Here is a 17,203-nt window from a genome sequence, read left to right on the forward strand (position 1 = left end):
GCCGTTCATCTCGTCATACCCGTCTCCAGAGCGACAAGCTGCAGGATCCCCGAGAGCGGAATGGAGACCCACTCCGGACGGTTGTTGAGTTCGTAACCCAGTTCGTAGACCGCCTTGTCCAGCATGAACGCCTGCAGCATGATCTCGATCTCGTCCGCCTCGGTAGGCATGAAATTGGCCCCGACCGTCCCTTCCCGGTAGGCGTCGAGGAAGGCTTTCGCGTTGTATTGGTACCAGGCATGGACCCAGGGGAGGAGGTAGGCGATATCCTCGTCTCGCACCTGGGTCCGCTGCATGATGACGGCGTGCGCCGCGTAGTGGAAGGAGCGCATCATCCCCGCCACGTCACGCAGCGGCGACTGCTTTATCCTCCGTTCGCTCAGTGACTTGATCGGCTCTCCTTCCAGGTCGATGATGAGGAAATTGTCGCCCGTGTAGAGGAGCTGCCCCAGGTGGTAGTCGCCGTGGATACGGGTTTTCATGGCGCCGAACTTGCGCACCAGGAACTTCTGGAAGACAGCGTAAAGGTCGTTCTCAATGCCCAGAAGCCCCTCCGCGTCGCTTGCCGTGTGCTGCGGGATCACGGCCATGTTCCTGCGCAGCAGCTCGAACACCTTCCTGCAGCGGGTGCGCATGGACTGGTAGACGGAGCGCTGGTACAGGAGCGCAAACGGCTCCGGCGCGAAATCGGGGTCGTCGCTGCGCGAGGAGATGGCGATGTGGAATTCGGCGGTCCGCCTGCCGATCAGGGCCACCATGTCGGGATATACCCCCTGGATCAGCTCCAGGAGCGCCGGCGTATAGCCGCTCGACTCGTTGCCGGGATGGGGCTCGAACCCCGACTTCTTAGCCTCCTCACGATAGGCGAGAACGCGGTCCACGAACTGGCCGACCTCGCCGAGCGTGAAGGTCCAGGCGTCACCCTGGTTCGGCACGAAACCCTGCAGGAGCCCCAGGGCGAAGGACTCACCGCTGCCGCGCCGGTACTCCAGGGTCCCCCCCAGTGGCGCCACGTGCGGGAAACGGACACGGTCGAGAAACCTGCCGATCTCAAGCTCCGGATGGGCCCCCTCCTCCATGCGCCGGTACAGCTTCAAGAAGAAGCTGTTGCCGAAGAGCACGGAGCTGTTGCTCTGCTCCGCCTTACCCACCTGTGACGGGAAGGGGGGCTTCTTCCCTTCCATGAGCGGCGACATTGAGATGGCGGGCTGTCCGGAGAGTCGGCCGCCGTCCCCCTTCAGAGATTTCCTGCGCCAGATGAGCTCGAAGAGCACCCAGCGCAGGTGCGAATTGTAGAGACCGTCGTAGAGAAGCCCCGGCCGGTCGCCGACCTTAAGCTGGCAGATCACCGCCTCCGGGGATGCGCTGAGGAGCGTTTCACCGCCGCCGTCCATCGGTACGTAGTGCAGCGGCAGCAGGTAGACCTCGGGGGTCCCCTCGCTGTAGGTGACCTCCAGGAAGGCGAGGATCACCGAGGAGCCGTCGATCGGAACGGTGAGTTCGTCAACGAGGGAGAAGCGAACCATGATGCGGCTCTTCCCCTGGAACCAGCGGGCCTTTTTGAGGTATTCCGGCAGGACCGACTGCTCCAGCTGGCGCAGACCGGCGGACCTCAGCACGTTCTCCCAGCTTCCCGGCACCGAGACCTCCTCCAGCGCCCCCTCCTCACGCGGCTTGGTCTTCTCGCGCCCGTCGGTCAAGAGGAGCAGATGGTAGTCGTACGCCCCCATGATGATCCCGTAGGGGGAGTCCTTGATGGCCGGGAAACGGTTGCGGCTGAACATCTCCTCCGGGTAGAAACCGACGAAACGGGGCTGGTTCACCTGCACGAACTGGGTGGCGCGGGAGAGGTTGATCAGCACAAGGATGGTCTGGTCCTCGTACTGGCGCAACATGGCGAGCACCTTCGGGTTGTCCAGCGGCACGAACTCGAGGCTCCCCCAGCCGAACGCCTTGAAGCGCTTTCTGAGATCGATCATCCGCTTCATCCACCAGAGAAGCGAGGACGGGTTCTTCGCCTGGTTCTCGACGTTGCGCGCCTCGTAGTGGTACTCCGGGTCGATTATGGTGGGAAGGTAGAGCTTCTGTGGGTTCGCAGGCGAGAAGCCGGCATTGCGGTCCGGGCTCCACTGCATCGGGGTGCGCACGCCGTTTCTGTCGCCGAGATAATAGTTGTCCCCCATGCCGATCTCGTCGCCGTAGTAGACGATGGGGGTTCCCGGCATGGTGAAGAGCAGCACGTTCATGAGCTCTATCTTGCGCCGGTCGTCTCCCATGAGCGGCGCGAGTCGGCGCCGGATGCCGAGGTTGATGCGGGCGCGCGGGTCGCGGGCGTAGATGCGGTACATGTAGTCCCGCTCCTCGTCGGTCACCATCTCAAGGGTGAGCTCGTCGTGGTTTCTCAGAAACATCGCCCACTGGCAGTGCGGCGGAATGGCGGGGGTCTGCTGCATGATGTTCACGATGGGGAAGGAGTCCTCCATCTGCAGCGCCATGAACATGCGGGGCATGAGCGGGAAGTGGAAGGCCATGTGGCAGGCAGCCCCCCCTCCGAAATAGGAAGCGGCGTCCTCGGGCCACTGGTTCGCCTCGGCTAAAAGCATCCGGTTCGGGTACTTGGCGTCGATGTAGGCGCGCAGCTTCTTCAGGAACTCGTAGGTCTCCGGGAGGTTCTCGCAGTTGGTCCCCTCCCGCTCGTACAGGTAGGGGACCGCGTCGAGCCTCAGGCCGTCCACCCCCATGCCGAGCCAGAAGTCGATCACCTTGAACATCGCCTCGTGCACGCGCGGGTTGTCGTAGTTGAGATCGGGCTGGTGCGAATAGAAGCGGTGCCAGTAGTAGCTCTTGGCGATCGGGTCGCGGGTCCAGTTCGAGACCTCGAAGTCCTTGAAGATGATGCGGGCGTCCAGGTACTTGTCCGGGGTATCGCTCCAGACGTAGAAATCGCGCCAAGCGGAACCGGGCTTCGCGCGGCGCGACTTCTGGAACCAGGGGTGCTGGTCCGAGGTGTGGTTCAAGACGAGTTCCGTGATGACCCTCATGCCGAGGGCGTGCGCCCCCTTCAGAAAGTCCTGGAAATCGCGCAGCGTGCCGTAGTCGGGGTGAACGGTGCGGTAGTCTGCGATGTCGTAGCCGTCGTCTTTGAGCGGCGAGGGGTAGAAGGGGAGCACCCAGACAGCGGTGACGCCCAGATCACGCAGGTAGGGAAGCTTCTGCAACAGCCCGCGGAAGTCCCCGATGCCGTCGCCGTTACTGTCGCAAAAGCTCCGGATGTGCACCTCGTAGATCACGGCATCCTTGAACCAGAGCGGGTTCTTCTCGTTGCGAAACGGCATGGCTTCCTCCTAAAAATAATAATCGAAGTCCGACTCGCGCTTTTGCCAGGTGCTGATGCGGTAGATGCAGGCCGGGTTCACCTGCGGGTCCAGCCTGACCGTGGTCACCCCCCCCTCCCAGATGGAGCGTTCGCCGCTGATCAGGTCGTGCAGCAGGTAGGACTGCCCGGGGGCTACGCCGAACAGATCGAGCGGCACGCGCAGCTTCGTGGTGCGCGCCCGGAAGGGGTCGAGATTCACCGCCACCAGGAGCGAACTCTTCTGCTGTTTAGCCACCTTTGCGTAGAAAATTATGCTGTCGTCATCCGACTCCAGGAAGGTGACGTTGTTGGTCCTCTGCAGCGCGGTGTACTCCCGGCGGATCCGGTTCAAGGTGATGATGAGCTCCCTGATGTTCCCCGGGGCCTTCCTGTCCCACTGCCTGATCTCGTACTTCTCGGCGTCGAGGTATTCCTCCGAGCCCTGCTTTTCCGGCATCCCGATGCAGAGCTCGTACACCGGCCCGTAAATCCCGTAGCTGGAGGAGAGGGTGCCGGCCAGGACCAGCCTGATCATGAAGGCGGGACGCCCGCCGTACTGCAGGAACTCGGTAAGGATGTCCGGTGTGTTGGGCCAGAAGTTCGGACGCATGAACTCCCGCGTGTCGCCGCGCGTCAGCTCCGTCAGGTAATCGGTAATCTCCCGCTTGCTGTTGCGCCAGGAGAAATAGCTGTAGGACTGACTGAAACCGAGCTTGGCGAGCCGCGCCATGATCTTGGGTCTCGTGAACGCCTCGGCCAGGAAGATAACGTCGTGCGACTTCTCCTTCGCTTTTGCGATGAGCCATTCCCACATGGGAAAGGGCTTCGTGTGCGGGTTGTCGACCCGGAAGATGCGCACCCCCTGATCCATCCAGAAGAAGACGATCCCCTTCAGTTCCTCCCAGAGCGCCTCCCACTGCGGCGTTTCGAAGTTGATCGGCACGATGTCCTGGTACTTCTTCGGCGGGTTCTCGGCGTACTGCACCGAGCCGTCGGGAAGCCATTTGAACCACTCCGGGTGCTCCTTCAGGTAGGGGTGGTCCGGCGAGCACTGGAAGGCTAGGTCCAGGGCGACCTCGATGCCGTGCTTTTCGGCCTCCCTTACCAGGTCGCGGAAGTCTTCGATAGTGCCGAGTTCCGGGTGCACCGCCTTGTGCCCGCCCGCCTCCGATCCGATGGCCCAGGGGCTCCCCGGGTCGCCAGCCCCCGCCTCGACCGCATTGGCCTTCCCCTTGCGCTTGCTGGAACCGATTGGGTGGATGGGGGGGAGGTAGAGGACGTCGAAGCCTAGGTCCGCCACATCGGGGAGAAGCGCGATGCAGTCGCAGAGGGTGCCGTGGCGTCCTTCTCCTCCCAAGGAGCGTGGGAAGAGCTCGTACCAGGAACTGAAAAGCGCCTTCTGCCGGTCCACACGGACCACCAGTTCCTTCTCGTAGTGCGTGGCGAACCCGCGCGCGCAGCAGGTGCTGACGAGGTCGGAGAGCCGCGTGTCGAGCCCTAAGGCCACCGCCCCCTCCTGGTTTCGCTCGGCGGAGAGTGCCGCCACCGCCTCGCGCAGCCGGGCTGCGTCCTCCTCCCCCGCCTCCGCCACCGCCTGCTCGAGGGTCTTCCCGCCGATCTGCAGATCGACCGCCACGTCCTGTCCCGCCTCGAAGCGCTTCTGCAGGTCCCGCTGCCAGGTGCGGAAGTGGTCCACCCACCCGAGGATGGTGTACTGGTAGAAACCGGGGGTACCCAGGAGAAATGAGCCCTGCCAGCGGTCGTTGTCCAGGCGCTGCATCGGCGTTTCCAGCCAGTGTTCCTCTCCCATGCGTCGGTAGAGCAGTACGGCCACCACCTCGTCGTGCCCGTCGCTGAAGACGTCCGCCTGCACCACCATATCGTCGCCGACCACGCGCTGCACCGCGAACCTGCCGCAGTCGATCTGGGGATGCACCGCCTCGATAGCTATCCGCGCCCTGCCTTCCATAAGTTCACCTCTCGCTCCACGCCCGTCCGCTCCATCTCTCCCTCCCCCCTGGCGGGGGAGGGTTGGGGTGAGGGGGAAGGCGCCACGAGCGTCGCAGGTCGCAGCGTCACCCACCCCCCTGCCCCCTCCCGTCAAGGGAGGGGGAGTTGTTCCAGCAGCGCCACGCTCACCTCGCCGAAGAGTGCCGCAAGCGGGATGACGCTTTGGCCCTCGTGGAGGACGACATCGACCACCGCGTCGTTCACCACGTTGCGCAACTGCCCACCAATCCCTTCGGGAAGGAGCAGCAACGTGTCCTGCCAGACCGCCTCGCCCAGCGGACTGCTCCCCTCCTCCGGCATCAGGGTCGCCACGAGCCGCGCCGCCGCGACGATCACCACGCCTCCTCCCGCCTTGCGTGCGAAGGCGCACAGATGCCGAGCCCGCTCGCCTTTCGCCTCCAGCGGCAGGTACTCGCCGGCATCGAAGAGTTCCTTGTGCTCCAGGCGATAGTTGAGCACCCGGTAGATGAGAAAGAGCTTCGCCCTCTCGTCTTCCCGCTCCAGCAGCCCGCCCCAGAGCGAAGGCGCACCCTCTTCCTGCTCGCGCCGCTTGAGCTCCGTGAGCGCCTCGATCCTCCTGCCGTAGTCCACCTGGTGCCGGTTGTCCGGGTCCACCAAGGTGAACTCGATGAGTTCGGTCCCCTGGTAGAAGTCGGGAATGCCGGGTGAGGTCATCTTTAAAAGGGTCTGGGAGAGCGAGCTGAAGAAGCCGCAACGGGAGAGCCGCCTTTGCAGCGGCAGGAACTCGCGCAGGAATTCGTTGTCAGGGGTGCGCGCGAGAATGGCGTCGATAAAACCGACCACCGCCTCCTCATAAGTCCCATTCGGGCTCACCCAGCTCGTGTTCACCTTCGCCTCGCGCAGCGCCTTTATCATGTACTCCCGGATGCGTCCCCGGAACACCTCGAATCCGGCATCGTCCACATCGCCTACCGGCCAGGCCCCGATCAGGGTCTGGTACAGGAGGTACTCCTCGTTGAGCTCCGGGACCCTGGCGTTTTCGATCAGAGAGCCGCGCCGCTTGTTGAGCCGACTCCAGCGCGCCACCTGTTTCTGCCACAACGCCGGGATCTCGGAGAGCGCGTCGATCCTCGTGCGCACATCCTCGCCGCGCTTGGAATCGTGCGTCGCCGTCGCGATCATGGCGTGGGGGAAGTTCTTGTTCCGCTCCAGGTTCTGCCCGTGGAAGGCCTCGAGCGTGGTGCCGAAGCGACCCGGCATGCCGCCGACGTCGTTCAGGGAAATCAGCCGATGGTAGACGTAGAAGGCGGTATCCTCGAGCCCCTTGGCCATCACCGGCCCGGTGATCTGCTGGAAACGCATGGCGAAGCAGAGCCAGTCGCGGCGGCTCTCCTCGCTTGCGCGCTCGGGGGATCTCAAAAGGAGCACGTCGCGCAGGAAATCGAAGACCGAGCCGCTGATGGCGGGGTTGCGGCGCTTCGCCTTGGAGACCGCCGCATCGATGTACTGCACGTCGCGGTCACGGACCGAAGCGGAGTTGGCGTAGGTGCGGTACACCGGGAAGCAGGCGATCACCTCGCTTATGGCGCGGGCCAGGCTGTTCAGGGTGAAGTCGCGGGTGAGGCGATCCTCCTCGGCGATATTGTTCAACTGGTGCGCCAGCATGTTCACCTCGCCGGAGAGGGAGACCTGCATCACCAGTTTCTTCTTCTCGTAGACGATCTCGGTGAAATCGGACTCGCGCTTCACGAAGCGGTCGTAGATCCGGTCGAACTGTTTCGCAGTATCGCTCGCCACGAAGATGCCGTTCACACTGTTCAAAAACTCGTAGCCGGTGGTGCCGCAGACCGGCCACTGCTCTGGGAGGAGCTCCCCCTTCATGAGGATCTTTTCCACCACGGTGTAGAACGGTTTGTACCCGGGGTCACCCTCCAGCACCTCGTCGTACTGGCGCTCCCACTCCTCCCGGGTCGCCTCGGCGCCCTCCTCGGGCGGAGCCCCCTCGCTTCTTTCCCTCAGGTTCATCCAGGCGCTTTGCTGCAGGTGCTGCAGGTAGGTGACCGGGTCGTAGAGCCCGTCCACGTGATCGATGCGAACCCCGGTCACCTTCCCCTCCCGGATCAGCCGGAACAGCAGGGTGTGGGTCAGATCGTAGACGGTCTGGTCCTCCATCCGGATTGCGGCGAGGGCGTTGATGTCGAAAAAGCGCCGGTAGTTGATTTCCTCGGTGGCGACGCGCCAGTAGGAGAGGCGGTACACCTGGTCCCGCAGCAGCCGGTCCAGCAGATCAAAGGAATTGGCGTCCCCCTTGGTCCCGTTGAAGACCCTCACGTTTTCCTCCACGAATTCCGCCACTTCGGCGGAGCCCAGGCAGAGCTGGGCGAGGCGCTTCTTGATGATCTCTTTCTCGCGGTGCCGCTCGTTCATCTTCTCCGGGTCCTGCTCGGTGGGAAGGGGGAGGTGTTGCAGGGCGGTCTCGATGCTAAGGAGTTCCTGGAGCGGCGCGGCCTCCGGGGGGAGCTTCTCCCTCAGTGCGTCCAGCCGGTGCTGCAGGATCAACAGGTAACTGCGCGGTTCCACCGGGATCTGCAGCGCGTTGCACTGGACGAAGAAGGCGCCGTCGCGGAAGATGAGTTGCAGCCCTCCCCCCTCGAGCACCCTGCCGTACTGGTCCCCCAGAAGCGGCAGCAGCACCTTCCCGGTCAGCTCCTTTTTCACCGGCTCCCAGTCGATGTCGAAGAAGTGGGCGTACAGGGAACTCATCCCGTTCTCGAGCACGTCCATCCACCAGACGTTGTCGCCGCTTTCGATGCACATGTGGTTCGGGACGAAGTCGAGGATGTGCCCCATGTCATGGCGGGAGAGCTCGTCGACGAAGGCCTGGTGGCTTTGCTCGTCGCCGAGCTCCTTGTTGAAGATGGTCTGGTTCACGACGTCGTAGCCGTGCACGCTCCCCTCCTTCGCGGCTACGTAGGAGGAGGCGTACACGTCGCTGACCCCCAGGTCGTGCAGATAGCCGACGATCCTTTCGGCGTCGGCGAAAGTGAACCCGGAGTTGAACTGCAACCGGTAGGTGGCGCTCGGTATGCGGGCCTGCGGCAGGTGCTGATCCATGCTCTCCCCCGTCTATCCTTGCGGCAGCACCGCTCCTGTGTTGAAGCGCATGGTGTCCCCCAGCCTCTGGAAGGCTTCGAGCCACTGGCTCGCCCCCTCCTCGCCGCGGCGGGAGCGCTCGATGAACTCGGGATAGACGGTCTTCGCCAGCGTGTAGTAGTCGTTCTGCATCTGCCACAGCACCAGGTTGATCGGGATCTCGTTCAGAAGATCCATGTACTTCTGCATCCTGCCGATCACCTTCACGTCGGACGGCTCCTGAAGCAGCTGGGCCGAGAGCTTCTCCAGGTGACGCCGCATATAGTATTCCGTCTCCGGCTCCTCGATCCCTACGCCCCACTTTCTGATCTGACCCACGATGCGCCGCACCGCCTCCTCGTCGACCTCGTCCTCGCTCATGGCGTGCTTGAGCGCCTCGTTCAGCGCCGGCTGCGCCACGGCCATGAAGACGTGCGGCACCGGCACCCGGGTCTCCTTGACGAATTCCATCAGGGGGCGGACGCGCTCGTACATCTCCTGGTAGCTCGCGATGCTCTCCTCGAGGTTGCGGTTGATGATCTCGCCGATGATCTTGCGCTGTTCGTCGGTGAAGAGGTTCAGAAGGGAGAAGCTGTGCGTGCCGAAGTGCTTGTCCATGAGAAGCACCATGTCGGAGTAGAGCCCCTTGTCGAAGGCGGCGCTCATCTCCTCGCGCATGGCGGCGTATCCCTCCTGGTCGCAGGCTTCCTTCACGCCCCCTTTGAAGTCGTGGCTCCCGATGCGCATGACGCAGAAAGTGAGGCAGGCTTTCTCCTCGGTGATCTCGCTCGCCACGTGGATGCGCCCCATGGCGATCACCGCGTCGGGAGTCGCGATCTTGTGGTACTCCTCCTTCGCGATGGCGTAGCAGTAGATCTGCGAATGCTCCTCGTACTCTTCGTAGAGTGAGCTGAAGGCGTAGTGGGCGCCGACCTTCACCAGGTCGAGCCGGATCGGAAGCACGAAATTCTGATAGATCCAGAGCCCGTCGTGGTGATCGGGGATGTTGCTCTTCGCCTCCTTGAGCCGCTCCAGGAATCCCTTCTCCACCGGCCCATCCACCACCCCTTCGGCCAGTTGCAGCGCGCGGCTCGCGTAGTCGATCACCTGCACGGTCTCAAGCCCCGAGAGCTCGTCGAAGAACCAGCCGCAACTCGTGTACATGAGCATGGCGTGCCGCTGCATCTCCAAAAGCTTGAGGGCCCGGATCTTCTCCTCCGCCGAAAGCTCCCGCAACGCGTGCCGGGAAAGGAACTGCTCCGCCACCTCCATGCCCCGGTTCAGGATCACCTCGACGTAAGCGTCACGCACCCGCCAGGGGGTCTTGAAGAGCTCGCGCCCCTGCTGCTCGAACCCCTTCGCCAGCCGGTCGCGCAGCCAGTCGAGCGAAGCGCGCAGCGGATGGCGCCACTGCTGGTTCCATCCCGGCATGCCGCCCGAGCAGCCGCAGTCGCTGTTCCAGCGTTCGACCCCGTGCGCGCAGCTCCAGGAGGTCCGTTCGTGGATCCTCACCTCGGTGTCCGGGGGGCAAAGCTCCAGGTATTCGCCGTAGTTGGTGAGCCGCGCGAGGTTGTTGCTCTCGATGTGGTTCAGGCAGGCGGCGAGCGCCATGTCGCCGAACTTCTGGTGATGGCCGTAGGTCTCGCCGTCCGTGGCGATGTGCATGAGCTGCGACCAGCCGCGCTCGTCGTTGAAACCGCCGACGAGCCTTCCGGCGAGCGCCTCCCCGCTCTCCAGGAGCTTCTCGAAGGCGACGGCGCGGGAGATTGGGCCGTCGTAGAAGAAAAGGTTGATGGAGCGGCCGGAGGGGAGGTTGCAGAGGTAGGCGCGGGTCGGGTCGATTTCCGCCTCGAGCCACTCCTCCTCGCCGACGGCGCGGTAGGCCGCGGCCTGGTGCGGCGCCAGGATGGTGTACTTGATCCCCTGTTCGGCGAGGATGTCGAGCGTCTCCAAGTCCACCGCGGTCTCGGCGAGCCACATCCCCTCGGGGAAACGCTGGAAGCGTTTCTGGAAGTCGGCGATGCCCCAGACCACCTGGGTCCGCTTGTCCCGCGCGTTGGCGAGCGGCATGATCATGTGGTTGTAGACCTGGGCGATCGCCGAGCCGTGACCGGAGCGCCACTCCATGCTCTGCTTGTCCGCGTCCAGGATCGCCTGGTAGATCCTCGGGGCCGCCTGCTCCATCCAGGAGAGGACGGTGGGACCGAAGTTGAAGCTGATCTTCGCGTAGTTGCTGGAGATGTCCATGACGCGGCTGTCGCCGTCCAGGACACGGGAGGCCGAGTTCGACGCGTAACACTCGGCGGTGATCCGCTCGTTCCAGTCGTGATATGGGGAAGCGGAATCTTGTATCTCTACAGCCTCGAGCCACGGGTTCTCCCTGGGAGGCTGGTAGAAGTGACCATGGATGCACACGTAACGCCCGTTACCGTTCTCCTGCGCCATGACTTCCTCCTCAAAGCTTCGCGTTGTACACGACCACGCTGAAGGGGTTGATCCGCACCGTTTCCTTATCTCCTCCGTTACCCGATTCGATCCTTTCCGGGGCCTCCTCGCCCGGCCCGCGCCACTCCGCGGCCGAGGAGTCGAGCACCCGCTCCCAGCTCCCCCGGGGAAGGGTGAGCGGGACCTCCTGCTGAATGTTGCTGAAGCTGAACAGACAGATGACGGCTTCGGCGTCCGTCCACCTTCTCACAAAGAGCATCTTCTGCTCAGGCAGCCCGGAAATTTCCATGGCGTCCCGCTGGAAAACCCGCAGGGCGGGCAACGCGCTGCGCAGCGAGAAGAGCTTCTTGTAGAAGGCGAGGATGATCGCCTGTTCCCCTTCTTTCGGACTCCCCACGCTCACCTTCGACTCCTGAAAGGTCTCCTCCGCCGCCGGGTCCGGGATCTCCCCCTCGCAGACGCCGGAGGCGTGCTCCTCGTGCTTTCCTTTGCGCACCAGGTCGACCAGTTCCGGGTCGCCGTGGTCGATGAAGTAGTGGAAGGGCGCGCGCTCGCCGTATTCCTCCCCCATGAAGAGAAGCGGCAGGTAAGGGGAAAGGATGACCGCCGACGCGGCCAAAAGGAGCTGGTTGAGGGGAAGGGTGGCGCTCAGCCGGTCCCCGCATTTGCGGTTGCCGACCTGGTCGTGGTTCTGGGAGAAGACGACGAACTGGAAGCCGGGATGCCGCTCGGTCGGTCCGCCATGGCGCCGCCTGCGGTAGCGGGAATACTCGCCGGTGTAGACGAAGGCCTCGCTGAAGGCCTTCTGCAACTGCACGAACTGGCCGAAATCCTCGTAGTAGCCGGTGGTCTCTCCGGTCAACAGGGCGCGCAGGGCGTGGTGGAAGTTGTCGCACCACTGGGCATCGAGGCCGAATCCGCATTTGTCCGGGGAGTTGATCAGGCGGACGTCGTTGGTGTCGTTCTCGGCGAAGAGGTAGATCCCGCGCCCAAGGCGCTCCCGATGCCGGTGTACCTCGTCGGCCAGGCGCCTTAAAAGCGGCTTGGGGGTCTGGTCGAAGATCCAGTCCACCGCGTCCAGACGCAGCCCGTCCAAGTGGAACTCGTTGATCCAGTAACCGGCGTTGGAGATGAAATAGTCGAGCACGGGGTCGCTGTCGGCGCCGTCCAGGTTCACGGCACGTCCCCAGGGTGTGCGGTACTTGTCGGTGAAGTAGGGACCGAATTCGTCCAGGTAGCACCCCTCCGGTCCGAAGTGGTTGTAGACCACGTCGAGGAGGACGGCGAGCCCCTTCCTGTGGCAGGCGTTCACGAGGCGCCTGAGGCCGTCGGGTCCGCCGTAGCTGTGCTGCGGGGCGAAATGGTACACCCCGTCGTACCCCCAGTTGCGCCTTCCGGGGTACTGGGAGACCGGCATGAGTTCGATTGCGGAGACTCCCAGCTCAACCAGGTAGTCGAGGTGCTCGATGACCGCCTCGAAGGTTCCCTCCCCGGTGAAGGTGCCGACGTGGATCTCGTAGATCCGGTACTCTTCCAGCGGGATGCCCTGCCACCCCTCCTCCATCCAGTGGAAGAGCCCCGGGTCCACCACCTGGGAAGGCTCATGCACCCCGTTGGGCTGATAACGGGAGAACGGGTCGGGGTAGGTCTTTCCCGAATCCAGCTGAAAGAGGTAGCGGTCGCCGTCCGTCACACCGGGAACGGTCACCGAGTAGTACCCCTTTCCTTCAGGCTGCATCGGCACCGTCCCGGCCGCCTTGCCCGACAGGATCAGGACGCTCGCCCCCTTCGACTTCGGAGCCCAGACCCGGAACTGAACGGCACCTTCCTCCAGCACCGTGGCACCCGATTCCATCCGCCAACCGCTTGCAACCATACGCCACCTCCCGGCCCGTGACGTCACCGCCATGAGCCTTACGCATCGGCGCAAAAACCTCATCAAAGATACATGAGAGCCCCCCCGTGTCAACACGCCCAAAGACGCGGTTCCGCAGAGGGTAAGTGCGCTAACATCCTGACATTCATTAACAAAAGGGAGCCCGAATCCTGCCGGACCCGGGCTCCCTTTTGATCGGTCAACCGCGCGGGCTTGTCACCGCATTGGTGCTTTTATTCCACCTTCCCGGATTACTTGCGTACCGTCGGCAGCGCCTCGCGGATGAAGGAGAGATGGCGCTGTTCGTCGGCGTAGTTGGCGCGCACGATGGCGGAAATGTCGACGGGCAGATCGAGTTTCGAGGCATCCTCGTAGCGGCTGGTGGTGAGTCGCTCGTTGCTCTCCATCGCCTCGAGCGCACCCTTCGTACCGGTCATGCTCCTGAGCGCGGTAAAGCCGGAGATGAGGAACCCCTTGAAGTCAGAGGTGGGCTCCGGCGGCGTTCCGCCCAGTTCGAGCATCTTCGCCGATAGAAGGTCGATGTGCTTTCTGTGGTCGGCCTGGAACTGGATCAGCTTGTCCTTGATGATCGGCTCGTTCACGTTCTTGATCGCCTGATCGTAGGCATGGGTTGCGTCGACGTCGAGCTGGATCAGTTTTTCCAATTGGTTGAGAATGTCGTCCCTGTTCATGCTGTTACCTCCGGATAGATTTGGTTGTCCGCACTGTTTTCCCTCCTGCAGGCAGCATGAAGCGCCGATAGCATGGACTGCGGTTACTCCTCCTTCATCTTCTCGCGCAGGACCCAGTCGTGCCCCGTCGATTTACTGTGGTTTTCCCCCGCCTCGCGGGCCATTTCCCTGCTCTGGAGCCAGTCGGTTATCGCGCCGCAGCCGTCCTTGCACTCGGGGAGGTAGCGGTACTTGGTGTAGTCGAAGTCCATGGAGCCTCCTTTACGGTTACGGGGTCAGTTGCAGTCTTCGGCCCAGAGGCACCCCTGCTGGCCGCACTGCCCCGACTGCCCCGAATCGAAACACGCGATATTCCCTTCTCTGCTTTGGATTAGGCGGATCAGTTCGCCCTTTTTCAGCTTGCCGCAGGGGATCTCCATACGTTGTGCTATTTCCTTGATCTGCTGAACCTTCATCATCCTCTCCTTTCCGCGCCCCGGTAGGCGCCCTTCTTGAAAATTGGCAACGCCTAATAATCTAGCCAGCGCGCTCTCGTTGTCAAAGACGAATGATGAATAAAGTTGCCTATGCGGCCCCCCCCCCGGAGGGGGAGGGACAGGGATTTCCCCCTCCCGACCTCCCCCCTCCGGGTGGAGGCGTACCAACCGCCGCTTCACGGTGTGTTGATGATCAAGTGTCTGAGAGCCCGCGGTCCACGCTGTGATAGACTCATGTGCAGCAAAAGGAGGTGTTCTCATGGGACTGGAGGAATACCATCGCAAGCGAGACCTGGCAAAGACACCGGAGCCGGCGGGCCAAGGCGGCAAGGCGTCGAACGCGCTGCGTTTTGTGATCCACAAGCATGCGGCCTCACATCTGCACTACGATTTCCGCCTTGAGATCGACGGGGTGTTGAAGAGTTGGGCGATTCCGAAGGGGCCGTCACTGGATCCGTCTGTGAAAAGGCTCGCCATGATGGTCGAGGATCACCCCTATGAGTACGGTGATTTCGAAGGTGTCATCCCGAAGGGTAACTACGGCGCCGGGGAGGTGATCATCTGGGACACAGGGACCTTCCACGCCGCCGCCTCGGAGGAGCGTGAGCGTAGCCTCGAGCTTCTGCGCGAAGGGCTGCGCAAAGGGGATCTGAAGTTCATCCTGCGCGGCGAGAAGGTGAGCGGTGAGTTTGCCCTGGTGCGGATCAAGGGGGATAAGGGGAACTCCTGGCTGTTGATCAAGAAAAACGACCGCTTCGCAAGCAGCGAGGATGTGACCCTGCAAGACCGCTCCGTGGTGAGCAACGCGACCATCGAGGACCTGCGCGCCGGGAGAGTGCCCGCGCGAAGGTACGGCGGCTTTGAGGCGGCCCGGGCTCCGGCGGCTCAGCCAACTCAGTCGGACCAGTCGGACCAGTCGGACAGGTCGGACAGGTCGGACCGGTCTGAAATGGCCATCACCGCCGCCCCCGCCGACATGCCCCACCAAATCTCGCCCATGCTCGCCACCTCGGCGGCAGAGCCCTTCGACGACCCGGACTGGCTCTTCGAGATCAAGCTTGACGGCTACCGCACCGTAGCCGAACTCTCCGGCGCCGACGTCCTCCTCTACTCCCGCAACAACCTCTCCTTCAACCGCAAATTCCCCTCCCTGGCGCGCTCCCTTGCCGCCCTTAGCCTTAACGCCGTCCTGGACGGCGAGGTGGTGGTCCTGGACGAAAGCGGCAGATCCTCTTTCCAGCTGCTGCAGAACTACCAGCGCACCGGGCGCGGCAACATCTGCTACTTCGCCTTCGATCTCCTTTACCTGGACGGGGAAGACCTGCGCGACCGGCCGCTTCTCGCCCGCAAGGAGAAACTGCGCACCCTGCTCCCCGACCGACCGGACATCCGCTACAGCGACCACATAATGGAGTACGGCAGGGAGTTCTTCGACCTCGCCCGCCGCAACAACCTGGAAGGTATCCTCGCGAAGCGGGCGTCGAGCACCTACCAGACCGGCCGCAGGAGCAGGGACTGGCTGAAAATCAAGATCCGCATGCAGCAGGAGGCTGTGATCTGCGGCTTCACCGAACCGCGCCGCAGCAGGAAAGGGTTCGGCGCCCTGGTGCTGGGCGTCTATGAGGACGACCGGCTCGTCTGCATCGGCTTTGCCGGCGGCGGGTTCGACGACGCCGGGCTCAAGGAGATGTACGACCTGCTGCAGCCACTGGTCCGGGCGGATTCTCCCTTTGAAATGTCGGTGAAATCGGACATGCCCATCACCTGGGTGGAGCCGCAGTTGGTCTGCGAGGTGGAGTTTTCCGAGTGGACCGAAGAGAACGTTATGCGCCAGCCCGTCTTTCTCGGCCTCAGGGAGGACAAGGACCCGAGGAGCGTGGTGCGGGAACTGGTCCGCTCCGAGCTTGAACCTCCGTCTGCCGCGAAGCCGGAGCCCCCCGCTACGCCGGTTACTGCCTCGCCTGCACCTCTCAACACGGATGCCCCCCCCCCGTCGGCGGAGAACCGCTTCACCGCCTCGCGTAAAAAGGAGCGCTCCCCCGCCAACGGCCGGAACGAAACCCTGGTTCTCGACGGGCACCGCATCGAACTCACCAACCTCGACAAGGTGTTCTGGCCGCAGGAGGGGTACACGAAGGGGGACGTGGTAGCCTATTACCGGACCGTGGCCCACGCCATGCTGCCGCACCTCGTCGACCGCCCCGAATCGCTGTATCGCACCCCTCACGGCATCGCCGCACCCGGCTTTTTCCAGAAGGAGACCGGGGATCTCCCCCCCTCCTGGATCGCCACCCGCGAGATTTACTCCAAGCACGTAGACAAGAACATCAAATTCCTCATCTGCCAGGACGAGGCGACCCTCATCTACATGGCGAACCTCGGCTGCATCGAGATCAACCCCTGGCTTTCGCGCCTGCAGCAGCTCGACTACCCCGATTACTTCGTCATCGACCTCGACCCGGAAGACATCCCCTTCGCCAAGGTCATCGACGCCGCGCTTGCCGTGAGGGAGGTTTTGGAAACGGCGGGTGCCGCAAGCTTCCCCAAAACCTCCGGCGCCACCGGGATCCATATCTACGTCCCCCTCGGCGGGAAGTACGACTATGACACCGCAGGCGGCTTCGCGAAGATCGTCGCAACCCTCGCGCATCACAAGGTCCCCGAGTTCACCAGCCTGGTGCGCAGCCCAAAACTGCGCCAGAAACGGGTCTATCTCGACTTCCTCCAGAACAAGCCGGGGCAGACGCTAGCCGCCCCTTACAGCATCCGTCCCCGTCCGGGCGCACCTGTCTCGACTCCGCTAAAGTGGGAGGAAGTGAAGCCTGGGCTCGACCCGGGTCAGTTCACCATTCGGACCATGCCTGGGCGCCTGGAGAGGATGGGCGACCTCTTCGCCGGCGTGCTAGGTCCCGGCATCGATCTGGAACGGTGCATCGAAAATCTGGAAGGGAGATGACAGGTTGCGGGCGGTGCGACAACGGCTATAATCGGGCCTGGTTAAAATCATCCAACAAAGGAGGAAGGGCCATGAAAGTGGAAGAGGGTGATGTCCTTATCTGCAGCACGGAAGATTGCGAGGTTGAATTGACCGTCACACGGGCCTGCAAGTCCAAGACTTGCGGTGCCGCCTGCGAGATCGAAGCGACCTGCTGCGACGAACCGATGGAGCTCAAGTAGAAACGGGGCCGGCCCAAGGCCGGCCCTTTCCTTGCCTGCCGTGACTTTCCCCCGCCACCAAATATTAAAAAAAGACAAG

Annotated in this window: 10 protein-coding genes; 2 read left to right on the forward strand and 8 right to left on the reverse strand. The window is 63.1% G+C overall.

The genetic code is table 11. The features are described 5' to 3' along the window. Positions 1 to 5 precede the first annotated feature (5 nt). From treS to D6Z24_RS02695, 8 genes are all read right to left on the reverse strand, one after another. A complete protein-coding gene (gene treS / locus D6Z24_RS02665; protein WP_129124990.1) occupies positions 6 to 3,335 on the reverse strand; it encodes a maltose alpha-D-glucosyltransferase in 3,330 nt (1,109 codons plus the stop codon). Positions 3,336 to 3,344: 9 nt separating this feature from the next. Further along, positions 3,345 to 5,324: an alpha-1,4-glucan--maltose-1-phosphate maltosyltransferase gene (locus D6Z24_RS02670; protein WP_129124991.1), complete on the reverse strand. Its 1,980-nt coding sequence runs from the start codon at positions 5,322 to 5,324 to the stop codon at positions 3,345 to 3,347. Positions 5,325 to 5,455: 131 nt separating this feature from the next. Next, on the reverse strand, positions 5,456 to 8,440 hold the full coding sequence (locus D6Z24_RS02675; RefSeq protein ID WP_129124992.1) for a malto-oligosyltrehalose synthase: 2,985 nt from the start codon (positions 8,438 to 8,440) through the stop codon (positions 5,456 to 5,458). A 12-nt stretch (positions 8,441 to 8,452) separates the two neighbouring features. Further along, a complete protein-coding gene (locus D6Z24_RS02680) occupies positions 8,453 to 10,903 on the reverse strand; it encodes a DUF3536 domain-containing protein (RefSeq protein WP_129124993.1) in 2,451 nt (816 codons plus the stop codon). Between the two features lie 10 nt (positions 10,904 to 10,913). Beyond that, on the reverse strand, positions 10,914 to 12,779 hold the full coding sequence (gene treZ / locus D6Z24_RS02685; RefSeq protein ID WP_129124994.1) for a malto-oligosyltrehalose trehalohydrolase: 1,866 nt from the start codon (positions 12,777 to 12,779) through the stop codon (positions 10,914 to 10,916). Positions 12,780 to 13,030: 251 nt separating this feature from the next. Continuing rightward, positions 13,031 to 13,471, reverse strand: a complete 441-nt coding sequence (locus tag D6Z24_RS02690; protein WP_129124995.1) for a ferritin-like domain-containing protein — start codon at positions 13,469 to 13,471, stop codon at positions 13,031 to 13,033. Positions 13,472 to 13,554: 83 nt separating this feature from the next. After that, positions 13,555 to 13,722, reverse strand: coding sequence for a hypothetical protein (locus D6Z24_RS21585; protein WP_198419497.1), 168 nt, complete (start codon positions 13,720 to 13,722; stop codon positions 13,555 to 13,557). A 24-nt stretch (positions 13,723 to 13,746) separates the two neighbouring features. Further along, the gene (locus D6Z24_RS02695; protein WP_129124996.1) at positions 13,747 to 13,926 is read right to left on the reverse strand and encodes an SAP domain-containing protein; all 180 of its coding nucleotides are present in this window, start codon (positions 13,924 to 13,926) and stop codon (positions 13,747 to 13,749) included. A 280-nt stretch (positions 13,927 to 14,206) separates the two neighbouring features. Here D6Z24_RS02695 and ligD point away from each other — a divergent pair, with 280 nt between their 5' ends. After that, positions 14,207 to 16,903, forward strand: a complete 2,697-nt coding sequence (gene ligD, locus D6Z24_RS02700) for a DNA ligase D (protein ID WP_129124997.1) — start codon at positions 14,207 to 14,209, stop codon at positions 16,901 to 16,903. Between the two features lie 71 nt (positions 16,904 to 16,974). Beyond that, on the forward strand, positions 16,975 to 17,124 hold the full coding sequence (locus D6Z24_RS21485; protein ID WP_162604664.1) for a hypothetical protein: 150 nt from the start codon (positions 16,975 to 16,977) through the stop codon (positions 17,122 to 17,124). Positions 17,125 to 17,203 lie beyond the last annotated feature (79 nt).

It is taken from the genome of Geomonas oryzae, assembly GCF_004117875.1.
GTDB lineage: Bacteria > Desulfobacterota > Desulfuromonadia > Geobacterales > Geobacteraceae > Geomonas > Geomonas oryzae.